The organism is Candidatus Sphingomonas phytovorans (genome assembly GCA_029202385.1).
Classification (GTDB): domain Bacteria; phylum Pseudomonadota; class Alphaproteobacteria; order Sphingomonadales; family Sphingomonadaceae; genus Sphingomonas; species Sphingomonas phytovorans.
In genome coordinates, this window is sequence record CP119314.1 from 72,687 (window position 1) to 94,406 (window position 21,720).

General features: G+C 63.3%; 16 protein-coding genes and 1 pseudogene. 14 read left to right on the top strand and 3 right to left on the bottom strand.

From position 1 onward, the window contains the following. The first annotated feature begins 10 nt into the window (after positions 1-10). From cysK to bla, 5 genes and pseudogenes are all read left to right on the top strand, one after another. A pseudogene (gene cysK / locus P0Y59_00315) lies at positions 11-919 on the top strand (cysteine synthase A). Between the two features lie 210 nt (positions 920-1,129). Beyond that, on the top strand, positions 1,130-2,470 hold the full coding sequence (locus P0Y59_00320) for a dicarboxylate/amino acid:cation symporter (GenBank protein WEK02454.1): 1,341 nt from the start codon (positions 1,130-1,132) through the stop codon (positions 2,468-2,470). Positions 2,471-2,494: 24 nt separating this feature from the next. Then, entirely contained in the window at positions 2,495-3,136 is a 642-nt protein-coding gene (locus tag P0Y59_00325) for a peroxiredoxin (GenBank protein WEK00181.1), read from the top strand. 127 nt (positions 3,137-3,263) lie between these two features. Then, positions 3,264-3,974 carry a gamma-glutamyl-gamma-aminobutyrate hydrolase family protein gene (locus P0Y59_00330; protein WEK00182.1) on the top strand — a complete coding sequence of 237 codons (711 nt, stop codon included), beginning with the start codon at positions 3,264-3,266 and terminating at the stop codon, positions 3,972-3,974. A 154-nt stretch (positions 3,975-4,128) separates the two neighbouring features. Then, positions 4,129-5,016 carry a subclass B3 metallo-beta-lactamase gene (gene bla, locus P0Y59_00335; protein WEK00183.1) on the top strand — a complete coding sequence of 296 codons (888 nt, stop codon included), beginning with the start codon at positions 4,129-4,131 and terminating at the stop codon, positions 5,014-5,016. Between the two features lie 101 nt (positions 5,017-5,117). On the opposite strand, the gene htpG is transcribed toward bla, so the two are convergent. After that, complete coding sequence (gene htpG, locus P0Y59_00340) at positions 5,118-7,004, bottom strand: molecular chaperone HtpG (GenBank protein ID WEK00184.1); 1,887 nt, start codon at positions 7,002-7,004, stop codon at positions 5,118-5,120. 244 nt (positions 7,005-7,248) lie between these two features. Further along, positions 7,249-8,154, bottom strand: a complete 906-nt coding sequence (locus P0Y59_00345; protein WEK00185.1) for an AraC family transcriptional regulator — start codon at positions 8,152-8,154, stop codon at positions 7,249-7,251. A 98-nt stretch (positions 8,155-8,252) separates the two neighbouring features. Here P0Y59_00345 and P0Y59_00350 point away from each other — a divergent pair, with 98 nt between their 5' ends. The 5 genes from P0Y59_00350 to P0Y59_00370 all read left to right on the top strand — a co-directional run bounded on the left by P0Y59_00350 (position 8,253) and on the right by P0Y59_00370 (position 15,003). Next, the gene (locus P0Y59_00350; GenBank protein WEK00186.1) at positions 8,253-9,002 is read left to right on the top strand and encodes an SDR family oxidoreductase; all 750 of its coding nucleotides are present in this window, start codon (positions 8,253-8,255) and stop codon (positions 9,000-9,002) included. Positions 9,003-9,130: 128 nt separating this feature from the next. Next, positions 9,131-9,844 (top strand): SDR family oxidoreductase, encoded by a 714-nt coding sequence (locus P0Y59_00355; protein WEK00187.1) that lies wholly within the window; start codon positions 9,131-9,133, stop codon positions 9,842-9,844. Between the two features lie 141 nt (positions 9,845-9,985). Continuing rightward, positions 9,986-11,272 (top strand): MFS transporter, encoded by a 1,287-nt coding sequence (locus P0Y59_00360; protein ID WEK00188.1) that lies wholly within the window; start codon positions 9,986-9,988, stop codon positions 11,270-11,272. A gap of 43 nt (positions 11,273-11,315) precedes the next feature. Beyond that, positions 11,316-12,521: a M20 family metallopeptidase gene (locus tag P0Y59_00365; GenBank protein ID WEK00189.1), complete on the top strand. Its 1,206-nt coding sequence runs from the start codon at positions 11,316-11,318 to the stop codon at positions 12,519-12,521. A 10-nt stretch (positions 12,522-12,531) separates the two neighbouring features. Then, complete coding sequence (locus P0Y59_00370; GenBank protein WEK00190.1) at positions 12,532-15,003, top strand: penicillin acylase family protein; 2,472 nt, start codon at positions 12,532-12,534, stop codon at positions 15,001-15,003. A gap of 33 nt (positions 15,004-15,036) precedes the next feature. Here P0Y59_00370 and P0Y59_00375 read toward each other — a convergent pair whose 3' ends face one another. Continuing rightward, a complete protein-coding gene (locus P0Y59_00375) occupies positions 15,037-15,942 on the bottom strand; it encodes a LysR substrate-binding domain-containing protein (GenBank protein ID WEK00191.1) in 906 nt (301 codons plus the stop codon). A 101-nt stretch (positions 15,943-16,043) separates the two neighbouring features. Here P0Y59_00375 and leuC point away from each other — a divergent pair, with 101 nt between their 5' ends. From leuC to P0Y59_00395, 4 genes are all read left to right on the top strand, one after another. Continuing rightward, entirely contained in the window at positions 16,044-17,480 is a 1,437-nt protein-coding gene (gene leuC, locus P0Y59_00380) for a 3-isopropylmalate dehydratase large subunit (protein WEK00192.1), read from the top strand. Then, the gene (leuD, locus tag P0Y59_00385) at positions 17,480-18,097 is read left to right on the top strand and encodes a 3-isopropylmalate dehydratase small subunit (GenBank protein ID WEK00193.1); all 618 of its coding nucleotides are present in this window, start codon (positions 17,480-17,482) and stop codon (positions 18,095-18,097) included. The genes leuC and leuD overlap by 1 nt, the downstream gene beginning before the upstream one ends. Next, entirely contained in the window at positions 18,094-18,987 is an 894-nt protein-coding gene (locus P0Y59_00390; GenBank protein ID WEK00194.1) for an alpha/beta hydrolase, read from the top strand. The genes leuD and P0Y59_00390 overlap by 4 nt, the downstream gene beginning before the upstream one ends. A gap of 404 nt (positions 18,988-19,391) precedes the next feature. Then, on the top strand, positions 19,392-21,575 hold the full coding sequence (locus tag P0Y59_00395; GenBank protein ID WEK00195.1) for a TonB-dependent receptor: 2,184 nt from the start codon (positions 19,392-19,394) through the stop codon (positions 21,573-21,575). Positions 21,576-21,720: the final 145 nt, after the last annotated feature.

Genomic DNA, 21,720 nt, shown 5'->3' on the forward strand with positions numbered 1-21,720 from the left:
GGAGTCGCATATGAAGGCCAACAGCATCCTCGAAACCATCGGGAACACGCCGCATGTCAGGCTGCAGCGGTTGTTCCCGGACGCTGAAGTGTGGATCAAGTCCGAGCGCTCGAACCCGGGCGGCTCGATGAAGGACCGCATCGCGCTGGCGATGATCGAGGCCGCCGAGCGCAAGGGGCTTCTGCGTCCGGGAGGCACGATTATCGAGCCGACCAGCGGCAATACCGGGGTCGGCCTGGCGCTGGTTGCCGCGGTCAAGGGCTATCGGCTGACCCTTGTCATGCCTGAGAGCATGTCGCTTGAACGGCGCCGGCTGATGCTGGCCTATGGCGCGACCTTCGATCTCACGCCGCGCGAAAAGGGCATGAAGGGCGCCATCGAGCGCGCGTTCGAACTGGTGCGGGAGACGCCCGGGGCCTGGATGCCCCAGCAGTTCGACAATCCCGCCAATATCGATGCGCATGTCCATACTACCGCGCAGGAGGTCTTCGCCGATTTCCGGGACGACCCGGTCGACGCGATCATCACCGGCGTCGGCACCGGTGGCCACATCACAGCGCTTGCCGAGACGCTGAAGATGGAATGGCAGGGCCTGCAGGTCTTCGCCGTCGAGCCCGAGCTCTCCCCGGTAATCTCGGGTGGACGGCCGGGCGCTCACCCCATCCAGGGCATCGGCGCGGGTTTCATTCCCACCAATCTCCATGCCGACATGCTCGACGGGGTGATCCAGGTGAGCGCTGAGGAGGCGCGGATATTCGCGCGCCGGGCGGCGCGTGAGGAAGGGCTGCTCGTTGGGCTGAGCTCGGGGGCGACCCTCGCCGCCATCGCCCGCAAGCTTCCCGAACTGGCCGGCGCGCGCATTCTGGGCTTCGCCTATGACACGGGCGAGCGCTATCTCTCAGTGCCCGATTTCCTGCCGACCGAGGAGGCGAGCGCGACCGCGGCCGAGCCCGCGCTGGTCCTGGCCGGGCCGTGCCGCGGGCATTGAACGCACAAGGCGGGCCGGCCTCGTGTACGACGGGAGCAGTGGAACAACCTTCATCTCGCGCCGCCGAAGCATTTATTTGTTTATCTACTAATCTAGTGGGATATCGTGAGCCCGGTCCCTGTAATTGGTCGGTTGAGTATCGTGTCTGAGACGGCAAGAGGTGATAGGTCTGGCGCTGGCGGCAATGGCCGGCTGGGTTTTGGCGGGCAGGTGCTGCTGGGCATGGCAGCCGGGCTGGCGCTTGGCCTGATCGTTCGTGCCGGTGTGAGCGGCGCCGCCGCCGCCGGGATCGGCGAAACGTTGCACACGCTCGGCCAGATTTTCGTGCAACTGCTCAAGGCGCTGGTGCCGCCTCTGGTCTTCACCGCGATCGTCGCATCGATCGCCGCGCTTCGGGATCTGGAGAATGCCGCCCGACTGGTCACGCGGACGCTCGCCTGGTTCGCGGTGACCGCGCTGATCGCGGTGCTGATCGGTATCGTGCTCGGCCTGGTGATTCAGCCTGGCCTTCATGCCGGTGTCGACGCAGCATCAGCCAGGGCGCCATCGGGGAGCGGTTCCTGGCTCGATTTCCTCAAGGGGCTCGTGCCGGCGAATTTCCTGGGGCTGTCGGCGTCCACCAGCATCGATGCGGGGGTGGCGAAGACCGCGTTGTCGTTCAACATCCTGCAGATCATCGTTGCCGCCATCGCGATCGGCGCGGCGGCGGTTCGGGTGGGGGCGCCCGGTGAAAGCTTCCTCGCGTTCAATGCCTCGGCGCTCTCGATCTTCCGCCGCCTGCTGCGCTGGGTGATCGCGCTGACGCCGATCGGCAGCGCCGCGCTGATCGGCGACGCGGTCATCCGCTATGGCTGGGACGCGCTGTCAGCGCTCGGATCGTTCGCGGCAGCGATCTATATCGGCCTCGGCCTCGTCCTGCTGGTCGTCTATCCGCTCCTGCTGGCGGTGAATGGCCTGAACCCGCTGCGCTTCTTCGCCGGGGCATGGCCGGCGATCCAGCTGGGTTTCGTCTCGCGCTCGTCGGTCGGCACGCTGCCGGTGACGGAGGAAGTGACGGAACAGGCGCTGGGCGTGCCGCGCGCCTATGCGGCGTTCGCAGTGCCGCTTGGCGCCACCACGAAGATGGACGGGTGCGCGGCAATCTATCCGGCGATCTCGGCGATCTTCGTCGCGCAGTTTTACGGGGTGCCGCTGAGCCTCACCGATTATGGACTGATCGCGTTCGTTTCGGTCATCGGTTCGGCGGCCACCGCCGGACTCACCGGCGCCACGGTGATGCTGACCCTCACTCTGTCGACGCTGCATCTGCCGCTTGAAGGGGTGGGCCTGTTGCTCGCGATCGACCCTATTCTCGACATGGGCCGGACCGCGGTCAACGTCGCCGGCCAGGCACTGGTCCCCACGATCGTGGCGAAGCGTGCCGGCATCCTCGATCTGGAACGGTTCCGCGGGGAGGCGGACACAAGTCTCGTACCGGCCTGAACCCCAAGCAACGGAGGAATAGTCATGTCCCTCAAGCTCTTCGACACCATCCCCAATTTCACCCAGGAATCGACTGAGGGGCCGCTCGACTTCTACCGCTGGGCCGGCAACGACTGGGTCGTGCTCTTCTCGCATCCCAAGGATTTCACCCCGGTCTGCACCACCGAACTGGGCGCGGTCGCCAGGCTCAAGCCAGAGTTCGACAAGCGCGGGGTCAAGGTGATCGGCCTGTCGGTCGATCCGGTCGACCGGCATATCGAGTGGGCGAAGGATATCGAACGGACTCAAGGCACGGCGCTCAACTTCCCGCTGATCGCCGATGTCGACCGTCGCGTCGCGGATCTTCTCGGGCTCATCCATCCCAATGCGTCGGACACGGCCACGGTGCGCAGCGTGTTCGTGATCGATCAGGCGAAGCGGGTCCGGCTGACGCTGACCTATCCGGCCTCGACGGGGCGCAATTTCGACGAGATCCTGCGCACGATCGACAGTCTCCAGCTCACCGACCGAAGCAAGGTCGCCACGCCCGCCGACTGGAAGCAGGGCGACGACGTGATCATTCTGCCGTCGCTCGGCACCGAGGAGGCGCGCGCGCTGTTCCCCGATGGCTGGACCGAGCACACGCCCTATCTGCGCACCGTGCCACAGCCCGAGCCGGCGGACTGACCGCTGTCGTGAAGGCCCAACTGCCCTCCACGCCGAATATGGTGCGATCGGGTCGGTGCGAAAGCCGGGACAGGGAGCGCGCCCTTTCGCGCTTCGCCGATCTCCCTCGATTCGGGGAGCGTGACTTATGAAGCCGCTGATCGGTGTGCTCTGCTGCAACGAGATCGCGGAGCGTCCGGTGCAGGCCGTGGCGAGCCGGTTCATCCAGCCGCTCGCGCAGATCTCCGGCGCCACGGTGGTGCTGGTGCCTGCGCTGATCGACGTGCTTGACGCCCCGGCGCTGGCGCAGCGGCTTGATGGCCTCTTGCTGACCGGGTCGAGATCCAATGTCGCATCGCGGCGTTACGGCGGGCATTGGTCCGACGAAACGCCGCTTGACGAGGAACGCGACGAGGTTGCGTTCGCACTGGCCGGTCGGATGATCGAAGCGGGCAGGCCGGTCTTCGGGATTTGTCGGGGTCTGCAGGAACTGAACGTGCTGTTCGGTGGCACCCTGACCCGTGATCTCACGGGCCACCATCTGGGCGACGAGGTTCCGTTCGACGCGCTGTTCGCCCACGACCATATGGTGACGCTCAGCCCCGACGGCATGCTCGCCGGCGCGACCGGCGTGGCGCGGCTGACGGTGAATTCGGTGCATCGCCAGGGTATCGAGCGACTCGGCGGCGGTCTGGCGGTGGAAGCGCATGCTGACGAAGACGGGCTGATCGAGGCCTTTTCGGCCCGCCCCAATGGCGCGCCCGTGCTGGCAGTGCAGTGGCACCCCGAATGGGCCGGCGCACACCGCACTGACGGACGCGCCTTCTTTCAACTGGTCGGCCGGGCGTTGGCCGCCTAGCGGGCGTCGTTCAATGACCGACAGATCCGGGTGGATGGCTCGAAAGCCCGCAGATCCCTAGATTTATTCATGCTCCGGCCAAATTTTGATCTTTTGTTCCGCTCAGGTTTTTGGGGTCAAGTCTCCCCGAGAACGCGCCAGGGAGGCTTGCGGAATGAAAATCGGCTACAGGTTTCGCGTGGGACTCCAGATGCTTGCCGCGATCATTGTCTCGGTGGCTGCGTCGCCGGCCCTGGCGGCTGACCCGCCGGAATGGTCTGCCCCGGTCAAACCTTTCCGTATCGCGGGCGACATCTATTATGTCGGGACGAAGGGCCTGGCGGCCTATCTCATCGTCACCACGCAGGGTGCGGTTCTGCTGGACGGGACCCTCGCCGAGAACGCCGCGCTGGTCGAACGCAATATCCAAAGCCTGGGTGTCCCGCTTCACCATGTCAGGCTGCTGATCAGCGATCACGCCCATGACGATCACGTCGGGGCGCTGGCGCAGATCAAGCGGGATACGGGAGCGCGTTTCCTGGCCAGCGCCGGGGATCGATGGGCGCTTGAGCACGGCATGCCTCGCGGTGACACCAATTATGGCGTCAGGCGATTTCCACCGGTGAAGGTGGACGGGATCGTCCGGGACGGACAGGTGATCCGCCTGGGCGGCACGATGCTGACGGCGCATCTCACCCCGGGGCATACGCCGGGTTGCACGAGCTGGAGCATGAGGATCCGGGATGGTGGCAGGCCGCGCCGCGTCCTGTTCCTGTGCAGCATCACGGTTGCTGGCAATACCCTTGTCGGGAACCGCGCCTATCCCGGGATTGTCAGCGATTATCGTGCGACGTTCGCGAAGCTCGCGGCGATGCGGGCGGACATTCTCCTGACCAGTCATCCCGAAATGGCGGACGTGCTCGATCGGGAGGCGCGCCGCGAGGCCGGTAAGGCGGACGCTTTCATCGACCCAGCCGCCCTTCCGGCGCTGGTCGCAGAATCCAGGGCGGCTTTCGAGGCTGCGCTGGCCAGCCAAAATCAAGAAGCCTATATAGGTATATAGGCCCCTGACCAAGCCAGGGAGCTGGCCCCGGACGGGCTGGGAGTCGGCAAATGCGATGGCGCGGAAGCCGTCAAAGCTCCCGCGCTACGCTGATCTCGAGCTCAGCCTATTCCACGCTCCAGCAATCGCATCAGCCGAGCGGAGAAGGCACGCGGATCGACAGGCAACTCGCCGTCAGCGATCCGGGCCTCGTCGAAGAGAAGATGCGCTGCGTCCGCACGGATGACCTCGTCACTGCCGTCGACCGCGCCCAGTTTCTCAACGAGAGCATGGTGCGGATTGATCTCAAGCACTGGCTTTGCCGCAGTATCGAGCCGGCCAGCGCCGGCAAGCAGCTTTTCGAGTTGCCGGTCCATCCCATGTTCCGGCGCGACAAGGCAGGCCGCGCTCTCGATGAGGCGATCGGACACACGAACGTCGGAGACCGCATCACCCAGGGTCTCCTTCACGAAGGCGATGAATCCGTTGACCGCATCCGAAGCAGCTACCGCGGGTTGTTCGCCATCAGCGAGCGGGATCAGGCTAAGGTCGGCAAGGCCTTGGGTCACCGATTTGAACGGCTTGCCCTCATAGTCGAGGCCGGATGTAACCCAGAAACTATCGACCTGGTCAGTGAGCAGCAGCACCTCGATCCCGCGGGCGCGAAAGCCTTCAAGTTGGGGTGAGGCGGCAAGACGGTCGAGGTCAGTCCCGGTGGCGTAGTAGATGGCCGTCTGGTTCTCCTTCAGACCGGCCTCATAGTCCTTGAGCGAGCGCCATTCGCTGCCCGGCGCGGTGGTCTTGAAACGGGCGAGGCCCAGCAGCGCCTCGCGTCGGGTATAATCCTCGTAGAGGCCCTCTTTCAGCACCGGGCCGAAATTGTCCCAGATCTTCAGATAGCGCTCGGTGTCGCCGGTCGTGAGCTTGTCCAGTTCCGACAGCACGCGGTTGGAGATGCCTTTCTGTATCGCGGCGAGGACCGGACTCTCCTGGATCATCTCGCGCGACACGTTGAGGGGTAGATCGTTGGAATCGACCAGGCCGCGCACGAAACGGAGATAGCGGGGCAGAATCTGTGCGTCGTCGGTGATGAAGACCCGCCGGACGTAGAGTTTCATCCGACCGGCGCGATCGGGATCGAACAGATCGAACGGCTTGGTCTCGGGTACGAAGGCCAGCACGGAATATTCGTGCAGCCCCTCGGCACGATAGTGGAGCGTCAACGCGGGTTCGTCGAACTGGCCGGCGGCGCTGCGGTAGAAATCCTTATATTCCTCAGCCGTGACCTCGGTCTTTGGCCTGGTCCAGAGCGCGGCGCCGTCGGCGATCTGCTTCGGCTCCGCGTCGGGCCTGTCCTTGAGGAAGATCGGCACCGGCACGTGGCCCGACTGGGTCTTGATGGTGCGCTCGATCGTCAAGCTCTCGGTATAGCCGGATGCCTCCTCCTTGAGGTGCAGCAGCACGCGTGTGCCGCGCCCCGGCGCGTCCGCTGGATCGACCGGCTGAATCGTGTAGGTGCCTAGGCCATCGGACGACCATGATGCGGCCGTATCGGCGCCCGCGCGCCGCGAGATCACCTCGACCTGATCGGCGACCATGAAGGCCGAATAGAATCCGACGCCGAACTGGCCGATGAGGTGACTGTCTTCTGCTTCCTTCGCGCCGGCAATCTTGTCCATGAACGCCTTGGTGCCGGACCGCGCGATGGTGCCGAGCGAATCGGCAAGCTCTTCCTCGCTCATGCCGATGCCATTGTCCTCGATCGTGAACCGCCGGTTGTCGGGATCGAGCGTCACGGTGATGCGGGGCTGCCCATCCTCGCCGAGGAGGCTCGCGTTGCTAAGTCCCTCGTAGCGCAGCTTTTCACATGCATCGGCTGCGTTCGAGATCAGCTCACGCAGGAAGACATCTTTGTCCGAATAGACCGAATGCACCATCAGGTGCAGCAGCTTGGCGACATCCGCTTCGAATGAACGGGTTTCGGGCACGGCTTCGGTGATCGTCGTCATGCAGTTTTCCTAATGGCCTTCCGAGGTTGAACAACGCAGCAGATGGCTGGCTGGCCGAAACCTTTCAAGCGCGTGTAGCACCAGCAACATCAGCGGGCTCGAAGGAATGGCGTTTCGTGGCTGGGAGCGGGCGGACGGTTGGCAGCGCGCCTTTATAGTCGTGCAATGCCGATTGCGTGATTCCCAAACTGCCGTTCGCTCGATCTTCTTCGAGGCGGGAGGTCGTGCGTAACAACTGCCTGGCTCACCCGATGAGCGCTGCCCGAGCGTATCGCATCGGCGGCGTTCCGACATGGCGGGTGAAGGCGGTGCTAAACGTGCTGGCCGACCCATAACCCACCTGCGCCGCGACATGATGGATCGCGACCTCGCGGCCGCGCAGCAGACGCTTGGCGAGCGCCATGCGCCATGAGAGCAGATATTCCATCGGTGGAAGCCCGACGACACGGCTGAACCGCGCGAAGAAGGCTGAACGCGACATCGCTGCCTCGGCGGCCAGGGCGGCGACGGTCCAGTTGTGCGCGGGACGCGCATGCATGGCGCGCAAGGCACCTACCAGGCGATCGTCCGACAGTCCGCGCGCGACGCTCGGCACCGCTGCGATGTCCGTGCCGCACCGAAGCGCCTCGATCAGCAGCACCTCGAGCAGCCGTTCCAGCACCAGCTCGCGCCCCGGCCGCGATTGGCGCGTCTCGTCGCCGACCAGCTGAAGCAATTGCGCGAGCCGTGGCTCGCCGCGGGCCACGACCATTGCGGGGAGAAGCGATACGAGCAACGCAGCGTCAGGCGAAGCGAAGCTGCATAATCCGACCTGCATCCTGAGATTGACCGGCTCGTTCGCCGCGCCGACCCGAAACCGGCCGGGCCCGACCTCCGCCGGCGCCATGTCGATCCCGTGCGGGGGTGCGTCGATGCTCTCGATCACCTGGTCGCTGGTCGATGGCGACAACACGAAATCACCGGCATGGACGGTGATCGGCGGGCGGCCAGCGGCGACCACGCGACATTGGCCCTCCAGGACCGCGAAATATACGGGCTTGCCCTCAACGTCGCGGTTGATGCGCCAGCGCCCGGCATAGTCGACCTGCTTGGAGAAGCTGGCCGAGGGTTGCAGCAGAGTGACGATCTCGGCGAGCGGATCGGTGGCCATATCAGGACTATCGCCAATTGATTCGAGATTATGGAGCATAGAAGGTCTTGCAGGCCATGGCTATCTCCAGCGCACCAGCAATCATCCGGAGTTTCTCCATGCCCACCGTTCTCATCACCGGCTGCTCCTCGGGGTTCGGCCTCGAGACCGCCAGGTTGTTCCTCGAAAAGGGGTGGAAGGTCGTCGCCACGATGCGCAATCCAAAGCGCGATCTCCTCCCTGCTTCCGACAACCTCACGATCCTCCCGCTCGACGTTACCGATCCCGCCAGCGTCGCCAGCGCGTTTGGCGAGGCTGGTGAGATCGACGTCCTGGTCAACAATGCCGGGTTCGGCGCCGCAGTTCCGATCGAACTGATCGAGCCCGAAACCGCGCGGCAACTGTTCGAAACCAACATGCTCGGCACGCTGGCGACGGTGCAGGCGGTTCTGCCCAGGTTCCGCGAACGTCGCAGCGGGACGATCATCAATGTCACGTCCACCGCTACGTTGCGGCCGTTGCCGTTGGTCAGCGTTTACCGCGCCAGCAAGGCAGCGGTGAATGCGCTCACGGAATCGCTGGCGGTCGAGGTCGAGCCGTTCGGCGTGCGCGTGCACATTGTTCTGCCGGGTCGTTCGCCCGAGACCAGCTTCGGCGAGAATGCGATGCCGCACCTGCGCGGGCTCGACAATCCCGACTACAAGCCCCTGATCGAGGGCATGATCGCCCATTTCCGCGAGGACACGGGCCCCGTCACCCATGCGGTCGATGTGGCGAAGGCGGTCTGGCGGGCCGCCACCGATCCGACCGCCCCCTTGCGGATCGCGGCAGGCGAGGACGCGGTCCAGTGGATGGCCGAAGCCGGTTGATCCGTCCCCATAATCCTTGAGGCGACCGTTGATCGCGGCCGCACCTGCGAGGTGGGTTGCCATGGGCCGTCTATTGAGCCCGCCCATTGGATGCATTGTCGAATCTGATCATATGAGGAACTTGGAAAATGGCAGAGTTGAGCGGTACGAAGGTCATAGTGATCGGCGGTGCCTCTGGTGTCGGCTTTGCAGTGGCGGCAGCGGCGCTGGCGGCTGGCGCCGAGGTGGTGGTCGGCTCTAGCCAGGCGCCGCGCATCCAAGCGGCGGCTGAGAAGCTCGGGCACGGGGCTACGGGCCGGGCCGTGGACGTGAAGGATGAGGGCTCGGTCGCCGCTTTCTTCGACGTCGCTGGCCGGTTCGACCATCTGGTTTTTACGGCAGGCGATTGGGGCCACATGTTCGGCCCCACTCGAGAGCTCGACATCGACACCAGCAAAGCGCGGATGGAGGTAAGGTTCTGGGGCGCCGCGCGTGTCGCCAAACATGCGATGCGGCATATCGCCAGCGCCGGTTCGATTACGTTGACTGGCGGCATGCTGGCACACCGGCCGATGCCGGGCGCTCCGCTGGTGACCGCCTCGGCCAACACAACGGAGGGCCTGGCAATGGGCCTCGCTCGTGATCTGGCTCCCGTTCGTGTCAACGCCGTCTGCCTGGGCCTGATCATGAGCGAGCCAGTGCTGGCCTTGGGCGACGCCGCGATCAGCAGCTTCACGGTCAACTTGCCACTGCCACGCGGCGGAACGGTAGAGGAGGCTGCCGAGGCCTATCTCTACTTGATGCGTGCTACTTATGTGACGGGCCAGATCGTGCGGGTAGATGGCGGCGGCAGCCTGGTCTGAGCAGGGATGTGCACCAATCCCGGTAAACCTCGTCGTTCCACGACGAGAATATATCTATGTCGAATGGGCATTGGCACAAGCAAGGCAGTTTTTGGAGAGTGTGAGTAGAGCGGCCCGTCGAGCCGGCAGGGGAGACACACAATGGGACTGGGTTTCGACCAGCCAGCTAAGAACAATCTGAAAACGTCCCATCTTGTCGGCCTGGTCGCAGGCAATACGCTCGAGTTTTACGACTTCACGATCTTCCTGTTCTTTGCCCCCCAGATCGGGGCCAGCCTGTTCGCGGGCAAATCGGATGGCCTGCTCGCGGCCCTGGCGGCGTTCGCCGTGGGGTTTCTCGCAAGGCCGTTGGGGGCCGCGGTCATCGGCCGCTACGGCGACCGGGCTGGCCGCAAGCCCGCCATGCTGCTCAGCTTCTCCCTGATGGGCGGGGCGCTTCTGGTTATCGGGTTGACGCCGCCGGCTTCAGTGCTGGGCATCGGGAGTGCGATCATCGTCGTGCTGGCGCGCCTCGTTCAGGGGTTTGCACTCGGCGGCGAAGTCGGCCCCACGACCGCCTTGCTGATCGAGGCTGCTCCCGCCGATCGCCGAGGTGCCTATGGCGCATGGCAAATCGCAAGCCAGGGTGTCGCGGTGCTTTCCGCAGGGATTGTCGGGCTTGTCATATCCTGGATGCTGCCGGCCAGTGCCGTAACGGACTGGGGATGGCGCATCGCGATCCTGCTCGGCGCCATCCTGCTGCCGATCGGTTTCTATTTGCGCCGGATCATTCCGGAAACGCTTCACCAAGGCCCCACTTCCGAACTGGAAAGCGAAGATTTGCCATTCGCCCGGGTCGTCATCGCCGGCCTGGTCCTGATCCTTTCGGGGACCATCACCAACTACACGCTGCAATATTTCAACACCTATACCGTCAGCATATTGAAGCTTGATACCGTCACCGCCTTTACCACCACGGCCATTACCGGGTCTTGCCTGTTCGTGTTCGGATTGCTGGGTGGCTGGCTTTCCGATCGACTGGGCCGGCGGCCGTTGATCGTCTGGCCCCGGATCGCCCTGCTGCTGCTCATCTACCCGATCTTCGTTCAGATCACGCGATATCCGTCGTTCACGACGCTTGCGACGGGCGCCTTCATCCTGACCACGCTCTACGCGCTGTGCACCGCGCCCGCCAACGTCTGCCTGGCGGAAGGATTCCGTCGCGACCGTCGCAGCCTGGGCTATGCGCTGACCTATACGCTTGCCGTGTCGATCTTCGGCGGAAGTGCGCAATTTCTGATCGCATGGATGCTCAAGATAACAGGCGACCCGCTGGTGCCGGCATGGTGGTTGATGGCGGCCAGCGTGGCGGGTGTCGTGTCGGGACTGGCGATGCCGATAGCAGCGCGTCAGCCGGAAAAACGAGCAGGCGCGCCCGTCGTGGCGTGATAGTCGTCCGCACCCACCAAATCATTGTCGACGAGGCAAGGCTTTGACCATCGATCTTTCCATTCTTGAGCCGGAACTGGCTAGCTGGCGCCAACATCTCCATCGGCATCCCGAGCTTGGCTTTCAGGAGCACGGCACGGCCGCGTTCATCATCGAGAAGCTGCGCGCGTTCGGGATCGAAGAGATCCATACCGGCATCGGCGGAACCGGCATCGTCGCTACAGTGCGCGCCGGGCAGTCGGATCGCGCGATCGGCATCCGCGCCGACATCGATGCGCTGCCGATGACGGAACTACGCGCATCGGATCATGCGTCGGTCGTCCCGGGGGTCATGCATGCGTGCGGCCATGACGGGCACACCACGATGCTGCTGGGCGCCGTCAAATATCTTGCCGAAACGCGTAATTTCGATGGCGCGGTTCATTTCATCTTCCAGCCCGCCGAGGAAGCGCTCGGTTATTCGGGAGCGGACGGCGACCGCGACGGCGGCGCCAGCGCCATGATCCGGGACGGTCTGTTCGATCGTTTCCCGATGCAGGCCATTTTCGGCATTCATAATCGGCCCGGTCTGGCTGCCGGCAAGCTGGCCGGTCGGGCGGGGCCAATGTACGCGGCGGCCGATCGTTTCGAGATCGTCATTACCGGTCGCGGCGGTCATGCCGCTCGCCCGCATCTCGCGGTCGACCCGGTGCTGGTCGCTTCCCACATGGTGATCGCGCTGCAAAGCATTGTGTCGCGCGCGATCAATCCGCTCGACAGCGCCGTATTGTCGGTCTGCAAGGTGGCGGCGGGCACTGCGTTCAACGTGATTCCAGAAACTGCCGCATTGGCGGGAACCGTCCGCACCTTGTCCAAGGCGACGCAGGACATCGTGCAGTCGCGGCTGGAGGAAATCGTGGCCAGCGTCGCGTCGACCTTCGGGGCTCATGCTGAGCTGGCCTATGAACGAGGCTATCCCGCGATGCACAATCCGCCCGATATGTTCGCACGCGTCCGTGAGATTGCCATCTCGCTCGTCGGTGAAGAGGGCTTCATCGATCTCGACGAACCCACGATGGGGGGCGAGGATTTTGCACGGTATCTGGAAGAGAAACCGGGCTGTTTCCTGCTGATCGGCAACGGCGACCAGGGGGCCGGCGCGGTGATGCTGCACAACGCGCATTATGAATTCAACGACACGGTCGCACCTGTGGGCGCCGCCTTGTGGGCGACGCTTGCCGAACGGTTTCTTTCGAAAACATCCTGCTGAAGGGCGCACCATGCGACTGGCGAATTTCGTGACCTTGAGCGGCAAGAGCCCTGCTCTTCTTGCCGCCCTGTTCCTTGCCCCGGCAGTCGATGCCCAGCGCCAACCGGCAAATACCGATGGCGCGGAGCAGAAGGTAACGATCTACCGGGACGCGAAAGGCGTGCCGCACGTCTTCGCCAGGACTTCTGCGGAAATCATGTTTGGCGCGGGCTATGTCGAAGCGCAGGACCGGCTCGGGGCGATGGAGCTCGCCCGGCGTGGCGCGACCGGCCGGCGCGCCGAGGTCCTGGGCAAGACAGCAATCGACTCGGACAAGACCGCCCGTGATCGGCAGCTTTCCAGTGCCGAGTTGATGCGCATGTACCGGGCAATTCCGGTCGAGCATCAGCAGATGATCCAGGCATTTGTCGATGGGGTCAATCGCGCGATCGCCGAGGTCAACGCTGACCCGGAGCACAAGATGCCGCTGGAGTTCATCCATTGGGGCATCAAGCCGACGCCGTGGAGCCTGATCGACTATCTCGCCTATATCGCGTCCGTTCCGAATGGGCGCGACAGCTACGAATTGCAAAATCTCCAGTTTCTGAACGCGATGACAAGCCGTTATGGCGAAAAGATCGGGCGTCAGATTTTTGACGACGTCGTGCCGATTTCGGACCCTGATTCACCCACCGCGATACCCAAGGGGGAGGATCTCGCGCCGGCCCGGCCAATACCCGTCGCGACCCCTTTGCCGTTACAGGCAGGCGCGGTCGATCTCCGATCGCTGCGACATATCGCGACGGTTCCATCCGAACTGCCCAGGGAAGCCAGTCGTTGCCTGGTCGTCGGCCCGAAAAAATCGGCGAGCGGTCATGTGCTGATGATGGAAGCCACTGCCGATGGGCCCGAAATCCATCTCAATGGCGGCGGGTTCGATAGTGCCGGTTTCAGCTCCAGCGGCTGGGGGCCTCCGCTCATGGGGCGTGGCGTGCAGCATGGCTGGCTGCTGACCTCCGGCGTGGCGCAGGCGAACACGATTTTCGCCGAACGCCTGAACCCGGCGAACCGATATCAATATTGGTTCAAGGGCGCCTGGCAGACCATGGAGCATCGGATCGAGACCATTCTGGTCAAGGGCGGCGAACCGATCACATATGAGGTCGCCCGGACGATCCATGGCCCGGTCGTGAACTGGGACGCGGAACATGGCGTCGCCTATTCCCACCGTTTCGGGCTGCGGGGCAAGGAACTGGATAACTGGGTCGGGATCGTCGAAATGGCACGGGCGAAGAGCTTGTCCGATTTCGAAACCAAGGGCGTGGATCGCGTCGGCTGGAATCTGGGCATCTGCTATGGTGGCGAAGACGGCCAGATCGCGTTCTGGGAAGCCGGCAATTTGCCGAAGCTGGCGCCCGGCGCGGATCCGCGCCTGCCGACGCCGGGCACCGGCGAGTATGAATGGGCCGGTTTCCTGACGCCGCAGGAGCGGCCGCACATGCTCAACCCTCGCCAGAGCTATATCCATAGCTGGAACAGCAAGGCGACGAGCTGGTCGATGGAAGGGAATGACGCCCGCATCGGTGCGACGTTCCGGACCTGGCTCGGCAATCAGCTCGCCGCTTCGAACAACGCGATCACGCTGCTGGACATGCGGGAGTTCAACCGCAAGATTTTCAATGCCATGGGGGCGCAGGACCGGACGCAGACGACACCGGCGTTCTTTGCCCCCTATATTCGCGCCGCGATCGCTGCCAGCGATGACCCGGAGGTGAAGCAGGCAGGCGAGCTCATGCTGAGCTATAATGGCCTCTACGAAGATCTCGATGCCGACCATCAATATGACAATCCCGGACTGACCCTGTTCCGGACATGGCTGAACGTCGCGCCCGCCATCGTTTTCGGCAAGGATATCGACAATTGGTGGAGCAAGGTCGACGAGGGCCGCTACCTGCGATATCAGACCAGCCTCTTGTTGCGCGCGTTCCAGGGTGACAAGGCCGGTGCCCCTCTTATCTTCGATTATTTCCACGGCCGCGATCGCAACGCGGTGCTGATCGAGACGATCAAGGCGACGGTCGGACAGGTCAAACCGCAATTTCCCGGCAAACCGATGACCGAATGGCGGATGCCGGTTTTCTGGAAATATTATGATCCAGCCGCAAAGAGGGCTGATCGTCCCGAACTTCCCGATGATGACAACCCGTCGAACCGTCTGTCCGCCATCCTTCGCATCGGGCCGACGATGGCGCCGCACAATGGTGGCGAGGGCTGGGTGGGGTTGATGGAGCTCAACCCCGATCATCCCGCACTCTATTCGGTGGTGGACGCGGGGGGGCAAAGTCTGTTCGTCGACCCGCGCGGGGTCGGCAACCCGCATCTGTCGGACCAGACCATGATGCACGAGACCAACGAATTGAAGAAGATCGTCATGAATCCCGACGATGTGCGGGCGGCTGCTGCTTCGACACAGGTGCTGGAGTACAGGCCGCGGGCAAAATAGGGCTGGGTAGCGACAGGTCCCGCCCGGCCCCGGTTATGCGCTTCGCGCTTTCAGCATATTCCAGAACGCCTCGACTCTTTGGCTCCGTCTCGCGCGCGGCCTGAATATCCGTATCTCGATCGGGATATGCCATCGATCGTCGCCGGCCAAGGCCAGCCGTCCTTCCTTGAGGTCGGCTTCCGCCAGGCTCAGTGGAGTCCAGCTGATGCCGCGTCCATCGCGCGCCATGGTCAGCAGGACGCTGGCCATGTGCGACCTGAAGACCGGCTGCAGCGCGGTGATCCCGCTGCCGGCCACCTTCGCCGCCTGTATGATCCGGCCCATGCCTGACCGTTCCTCGAACTCGAGATAAGGCAGCGGATTGGCATCCGTGCCCGGCAGGCGATGAATCGGAGTGCCATCGGATGCCGCGGCGGAAACAGGCAACAGCACATCGTCACCCAGATGAAGCGATGAAAAACCCGAAGGATCGAGGCGGTGGGATGCGGCCGGATGATGATGGCACAGAAGAAGATCGGCCTTGCCCTCGAGCATGAAGCGCTCGCACGCGGTCATATGATCGGCAACGAGCGTGACGGTGCCCACATCCCATCCGTCCTCCAGGCCTCGAAACCAGGATGGGAAGAAGGTCACGGAGAGCGCGTGCGTGGACGCGAACCGCAATTCGCTGACTTGCGCGCCCCCGATTTCACGGACCTGATCGCGACCGAGCGACAGCCTGCGCAGAATTTCCTCGGCAACGCCGCGAAAGGCGAAACCCGCTTCGGTCAGCGCGATGCGGTGCGTATCGCGATCCACCAATGTCGCACCGATCCAATCTTCAAGCGCGCGGATCCGCCGGCTGAAGGCGGGCTGAGTCATGTTGCGCACTTCCGCCGCCCGCGAGAAGTTCATCTCGTCGGCAAGCGTGATGAAGTCCTCGAGCCACATCGTGTCCATATTACCGCGCAGATCGCATGATTTGATGATTTCCCGGCATTGGTAACGGACGTCGCGCGCACTGTAAGTCGCGCTTTCGCAAACCGCCAAGAGGGAATGATATGCCAGCGTCGCGAACGCTCTACGACAAGATCATCGATCGGCATCGGATCTTGTCCCTGGGCGAAGCCGTGGGCGCCGGCGAACGGATGCTCCTGTATGTCGATCGCACGGTGCTGAACGAATATACCAGTCCGCAGGCGTTCAGCGGACTGCGCGATGCCGGACGGCGGCTGTGGCGGCCTGAAGCCGCCTTGGGGGTCGTTGATCATGTCAATTCGACCGACCCAGTGCGCGGCGCTGGCAGCAGCGATGGCGGCGCGCAGCGGCAGATCGATTATTTTGTGCAGAATGGCCGCGATTTCGGCATCGAGATCTACGACGTGCTGCATCCCCGGCAGGGGATCGAACATGTGGTCTTGCCCGATCTCGGTTGGGTTCTGCCCGGGCTGGTGATCGCCGCCGGGGATAGCCACACCACGACCTATGGCGCGTTCGGGGCCGTCGGGTTCGGCATCGGCACCTCGGACATCGAGCATCTGCTGGCGACGCAGACACTGATTCATCACCGGCTGAAGAATATGCGTGTGACGATTAATGGGCAGCTTCCGACGGGGGTGACGGCAAAGGATGCGGTGATGGCGGTCATCCGCCTGATCGGGGCGGGCGGAGCCGCTGGCTATGCGCTGGAGTTCGCCGGCGAGGCCATTCGCGGCCTGGGGGTCGAGGGGCGGATGACCATGTGCAACATGGCGGTGGAATGTGGGGCCCGGGTGGCGTTGATGGCGCCCGACGGCAAGGTATTCGACTATATCTCGGGGCGTCCGCGCACGCCGCCGGCGGCGATGCTGGAGCGCGCGCGCGAACAATGGGTGGCGTTGGCGACTGACGCGGCGGCGCATTTCGACGCCGAAGTCGCGCTGCGCGCCGAGGATATCCCGCCCATGGTGAGTTGGGGAACAAGCCCGGATCAGGCCTTGGCGATCGGCGATCGGGTGCCCCATCCCGATGATTTGCCGATCGACCGCCGGGCGGATGCCGCACGCGCCATCGCCTATATGGGGTTGGCGCCGCACATGCCGCTGGAGGATGTATCGATTGACCGGGCCTTTATCGGTTCCTGCACGAATGCCCGGATCACTGACCTGCGCGATGCCGCGCGCATCCTCAACGGACGGAGGGTCGCGCCAGGGGTCCGCGCCATGATCTCGCCGGGCAGCAGCACCGTGCGCCGCGAGGCGGAAGCCGAGGGCCTGGACCGGATCTTCATCGATGCCGGTTTCGAGTGGCGGCAGTCGGGATGCTCGCTTTGTCTGGCGATGAATGATGACATGCTGGCGCCCGGTGAACGTTGCGCGTCGAGCACGAATCGCAATTTCGAGGGGCGGCAAGGCATTGGCGGCCGAACCCATCTGATGAGCCCGGCAATGGTGGCGGCTGCGGCGATTACCGGCAAGCTTGCCGATGTGCGACGCTTTTCACCGCTGGAGGCATTGTGATGGAGTGCTTCACCCAGCTCACCGGACGTATCGCGGCGATGCCGGCGGCGAACATCGACACCGACGTGATCATGCCAAAGGCATTTCTGAAGGGAATCGACCGTACCGGTCTGGCCCTGGGCCTGTTCCACGATCTGCGGTTCGATGTGGAAGGCCGGCGGCGTCCCGAGTTCCTGCTGCATCGCGCTGACATGGCGGATACCCGTTTCCTGCTGGTCGGACCGAATTTCGGCTGCGGCTCGTCGCGCGAGCATGCCGTGTGGGGGATGTTGCAATATGGAATACGGGCCATCATCGGCACTGGCTTTGCCGGCATATTTGCAGACAACGCCGCCAATAACGGGCTGCTGCTGATCGTGCTCGATCCGATTGGGATCGCGTCGCTCGCGGCCTGTCTGCCCAACGACACCGGCCTGATTTCCATCGACCTGGAAAAGCGGACGATCGTGGCCGGGGAAATATCGATCGATTTCGAGATCGACCCCGAGGTTCGGCGTGCGCTGCTCCTCGGGCTGGATCGCATCGGCGACACGCTGACTCACGCGGCGGAAATTCATTCCTTTCAGCAGGCCTATTTCGCTGAACATCCCTGGCTGGTCGAGGCGGCGGCCCGATGAGCGACATCATCGGGTATCCGGCCCTGATGCCGGGGTTCCGCTGGCAAGACATCGACGTGGAAGGAGTTCGCATCCGAGCGGCGATCGGCGGTTCGGGGCCACCGCTGCTGCTGTTGCACGGGCATCCGCAGACCCATCTCACCTGGCACAAGGTCGCGCCGGCACTCGCCGAGCGCTTCACCGTGGTCGCGACGGATCTGCGCGGCTATGGCGACAGTGCAAAGCCGCCGGGTGGCGGCAATCACGCGACCTATTCGAAAAGGACGATGGCCGCTGACCAGGTCGCGGTGATGCGCTCGCTGGGTTTTTACCACTTCGCCGTGGTTGGTCACGACCGCGGCGCACGCGTCGCGCACCGCATGGCGCTGGACCATCCCGGACAGGTTACCCGCCTCGTCCTGATCGACATCGCGCCGACCGCGACGATGTACGATCGCACCGACAAGGAGTTCGCGACACGCTATTTCTGGTGGTTCTTCCTGATCCAGCCCTTCGATCTCCCCGAACGGATGATCGCCGCCGACCCGGACTTCTTTCTCGATCGCCATCTGGCCGGGCAGATCAAGGTCGAGGGCGCCATCGATCTGCGCGTCCTGGCGGAATATCGGCGCTGTTATCGCGACCCCGCCACGCGTCATGCGATCTGCGAGGACTATCGCGCCGCCGCCGGCATCGATCTGGAGGATGATGCCGAGGACGGCGATCGCCGGATCGAAGTCCCGCTTTTGGCGCTATGGGGCCGCCGCGGTACCGTTGGTGCACTATACGATGTGCTCGCCACCTGGCGTGAAAAGGCGCGTGATGTCAGCGGCCATCCGATCGACTGCGGGCATAGCCCGCAGGAGGAGGCGCCCCGGGATTTGTTGCAGGCGCTCGAAGCATTTCTGTGATCCGGGACCGGCGATTGGCCGCGACAAGGAGAGCGCATGACGGCTTCGAGCCGGAGCGAATCCAGCCATGGCCTGCATGATTATATGCCGATCCGGCATTGGGCCGACATGCTCGCATATCCTAATATGCTTTATCGGGAGTGAAAGTTTCCGAAACCTGCGACCTGAAGAGTAAAAGTCATAATATTTATTCGGCAGAATATGCGATTCAGCAAGTAACAATAAAAGTAAGTGGCCATAATAATGGTGCTCTGGCTGGATTGGGTGGCGGCAATAGCCGTTCCATGCGGTAAAATTCATTGGGGATGTTGAGGATGTCAGGGAAGATCTGTAATGCGGTCCGGTTATTTGGGGCTGTCGGCTCGACGATAGCTATGGCGGCCTTCGCGCAGTGCAGCGCTGCAATGGCGCAGGATGTTGCAGGTCAAAGTCAGGACGACCCCATAGCCCCGGCCGGGCAGGGTGATATCGTGGTCGTCGGCAAGCGTGCCCAGAACGTCCGAGATATAGCGGGTACGGTCAATATCGTTTCCTCAGAGGATCTGGCAAAGACCGGTGCCAAGGACGCCGAGGATATCTTCAAGCTGACTCCCGGCGTTCAGTTCAACAAGGGATCCGCCGATGGCTCGTTGCTGTCGATCCGCGGCATCGGCACCAGCACGTCGTCCGACAACACCAGCGTCGGGCAGTTGCCGACCGGAATCTATATCGAAGACGTGCCGTTCACCGACCCGTTCCAATATGTGTCGACGCCTGACATTTCGGCGTTTGATCTCGATGCGGTGAAAGTGCTGCGCGGGCCGCAGGGCGCGCTCTATGGTTCGGGTTCTCTTGGCGGCGCGGTCAACTACACGTTCAAGAAGCCCGACCTTGCGAAGATCGGCGGCTCGATGATGGTAACCGGGGACGTCGCGCAGGGCGGCGAAGCCCAGGCCTCGGTCTATGCCGCGCTGAATCTCCCGGTCGCCACCGACAAATTCGCACTGCGGTTCGTCGGACAGTATCAGAATGATCCCGGTTATCAGGACAATATCGGGACGAACGAGAAGAACGTGAACGGTCGATCGGTGAAGGGTGGTCGCGTCCTCGCGCTGTACCGGCCTGACGATCGGCTGACGATCGACGCCCTGTATATCTACCAGGAGTCGCATCAGGGCGATACGTCGGCCTCGGTGGGGCCGGATGTGCGTTATTATAATTCGCGCCACCCCTCGTCCTACGAGTCTCGGTTCAGCCTGGCGAAGCTCGAGGTGAACTATCTCCTCGGGCCGGTGAAGCTGACCTCGTTGACGGCGCATCAGAGCAAGACGAGAAACGCAAACAGCGATCTCACCCGACTGCTCGTGCCGGATGTCACCACCGGCATCGATGTTCCTTCACAGGACTTTCTGGGCTTCGGGCCGTTCCCCCAGGTCAAGGAAGCGCGCAACATCGAGGCCCGAAGCTCCAACGGCTTCTCGCAGGAATTCCGCGTGGCCTCCGCGCAAAAAGGGACGTTCAACTGGCTGGTCGGTGTCTTCGGTCAGGATGTGAATTTTCACCGGACGCAGAACGTCTTCCTGGTCGGTGCGAACGACCCGGTCTATCGCGATCTGTACTTCAACGTCTCGCGCACGGGCATCGCGAAAGAGCGCGCCGTTTTCGGTGAAGTCGAACTGGATATCGGTGGACTCGAACTCGGTGCGGGCGGGCGGTATTTTCATACCAGCGTCAGCTTCGATCAGGTCCGGACGGCCGCGCTCGCATCCAGCGCCAATAGCCGGTCGCTGACGCATACCGAGAGCGGCTTTACGCCTAAGTTCGAGGCGCGATATCGGATGCCGGGCAACACGGTGCTTTACGCACTGGCGGCGAAGGGCTTCCGGTTCGGCGGGGTGAACACGGCGCCGGGGGCGGCGGAATACAAGTCCGACAATCTCTGGAACTATGAAGCCGGTATTCGGCTGGCCCCGACCTCGACGCTCAACGTGGACGTCGGCGCCTTTTATATCGACTGGCAGAATCCGCAGATCACATCGGCCGATCGGAACGGTTTCCTGATCATCTCGAACGTGGGCAAGGCGGTGTCAAAGGGAGCGGAACTCGCAATACGGTGGCGCCCGGTCCAGGCGTTGCGGTTCAACGGCAGCATGACCTACACCGATGCCAAGACCAAGGCGCCGTTCCAAAGTACACGCAACTTCGCCACGGACGTCGCGGGCGGCTATACCGGCAATTTCGAGGTTCCTGCTGGCACGCGCCTGCCGGGTACGCCGAAGCTGCAGGCAAGCTTTCAGCCTGAATTCGTCACGGCTGGGCCGTCGGGCACGCAACTGAGCCTGTCCGGCACGCTGTCCTATACCGGCAGCCGTCAGGCGCAGATCGACAGCGCCCTCATGCTGCCCGCCTACACCACGGCTGACCTGCGCGCGAAGGTGTCGAAGGGGCGCTTCGAGGTCGGATTGGGTGTTTCGAACCTGTTCAATTCGAAGGGCATCTCCCAGGCCTCTTATAGCTATTATTCGACGGGAAGCGGGACGGACGGTTACGCTGATTATTATCTCATCCGGCCGCGGGTCTACTCGCTGTCGCTCAAGGTCGATATGTGAACGGCCAATCAGCCCGGGGATCGCTATGATCCTTGGGCTTAGCCGACTGTGTTCATAGCGGCGGGCTGTCATATTTTCGGATTGGGGGCTGCCCGCATACGCCCGCATACAAGGGGAAGATCGATGGCGGTATTTCGCGCCCTCT

Bases quoted from the DNA above. Each gene is read 5' to 3' on its own strand.
- P0Y59_00395 (WEK00195.1), top strand. From the start codon at position 19,392: ATGGCGCAGGATGTTGCAGGTCAAAGTCAGGACGACCCCATAGCCCCG.
- P0Y59_00375 (WEK00191.1), bottom strand. From the start codon at position 15,942: ATGGACACGATGTGGCTCGAGGACTTCATCACGCTTGCCGACGAGATG.
- P0Y59_00325 (WEK00181.1), top strand. From the start codon at position 2,495: ATGTCCCTCAAGCTCTTCGACACCATCCCCAATTTCACCCAGGAATCG.
- P0Y59_00330 (WEK00182.1), top strand. From the start codon at position 3,264: ATGAAGCCGCTGATCGGTGTGCTCTGCTGCAACGAGATCGCGGAGCGT.
- leuD (WEK00193.1), top strand. From the start codon at position 17,480: ATGGAGTGCTTCACCCAGCTCACCGGACGTATCGCGGCGATGCCGGCG.
- htpG (WEK00184.1), bottom strand. From the start codon at position 7,004: ATGACGACGATCACCGAAGCCGTGCCCGAAACCCGTTCATTCGAAGCG.
- P0Y59_00370 (WEK00190.1), top strand. From the start codon at position 12,532: ATGCGACTGGCGAATTTCGTGACCTTGAGCGGCAAGAGCCCTGCTCTT.
- leuC (WEK00192.1), top strand. From the start codon at position 16,044: ATGCCAGCGTCGCGAACGCTCTACGACAAGATCATCGATCGGCATCGG.
- P0Y59_00350 (WEK00186.1), top strand. From the start codon at position 8,253: ATGCCCACCGTTCTCATCACCGGCTGCTCCTCGGGGTTCGGCCTCGAG.
- P0Y59_00345 (WEK00185.1), bottom strand. From the start codon at position 8,154: ATGGCCACCGATCCGCTCGCCGAGATCGTCACTCTGCTGCAACCCTCG.
- P0Y59_00390 (WEK00194.1), top strand. From the start codon at position 18,094: ATGAGCGACATCATCGGGTATCCGGCCCTGATGCCGGGGTTCCGCTGG.
- P0Y59_00360 (WEK00188.1), top strand. From the start codon at position 9,986: ATGGGACTGGGTTTCGACCAGCCAGCTAAGAACAATCTGAAAACGTCC.
- bla (WEK00183.1), top strand. From the start codon at position 4,129: ATGAAAATCGGCTACAGGTTTCGCGTGGGACTCCAGATGCTTGCCGCG.
- P0Y59_00355 (WEK00187.1), top strand. From the start codon at position 9,131: ATGGCAGAGTTGAGCGGTACGAAGGTCATAGTGATCGGCGGTGCCTCT.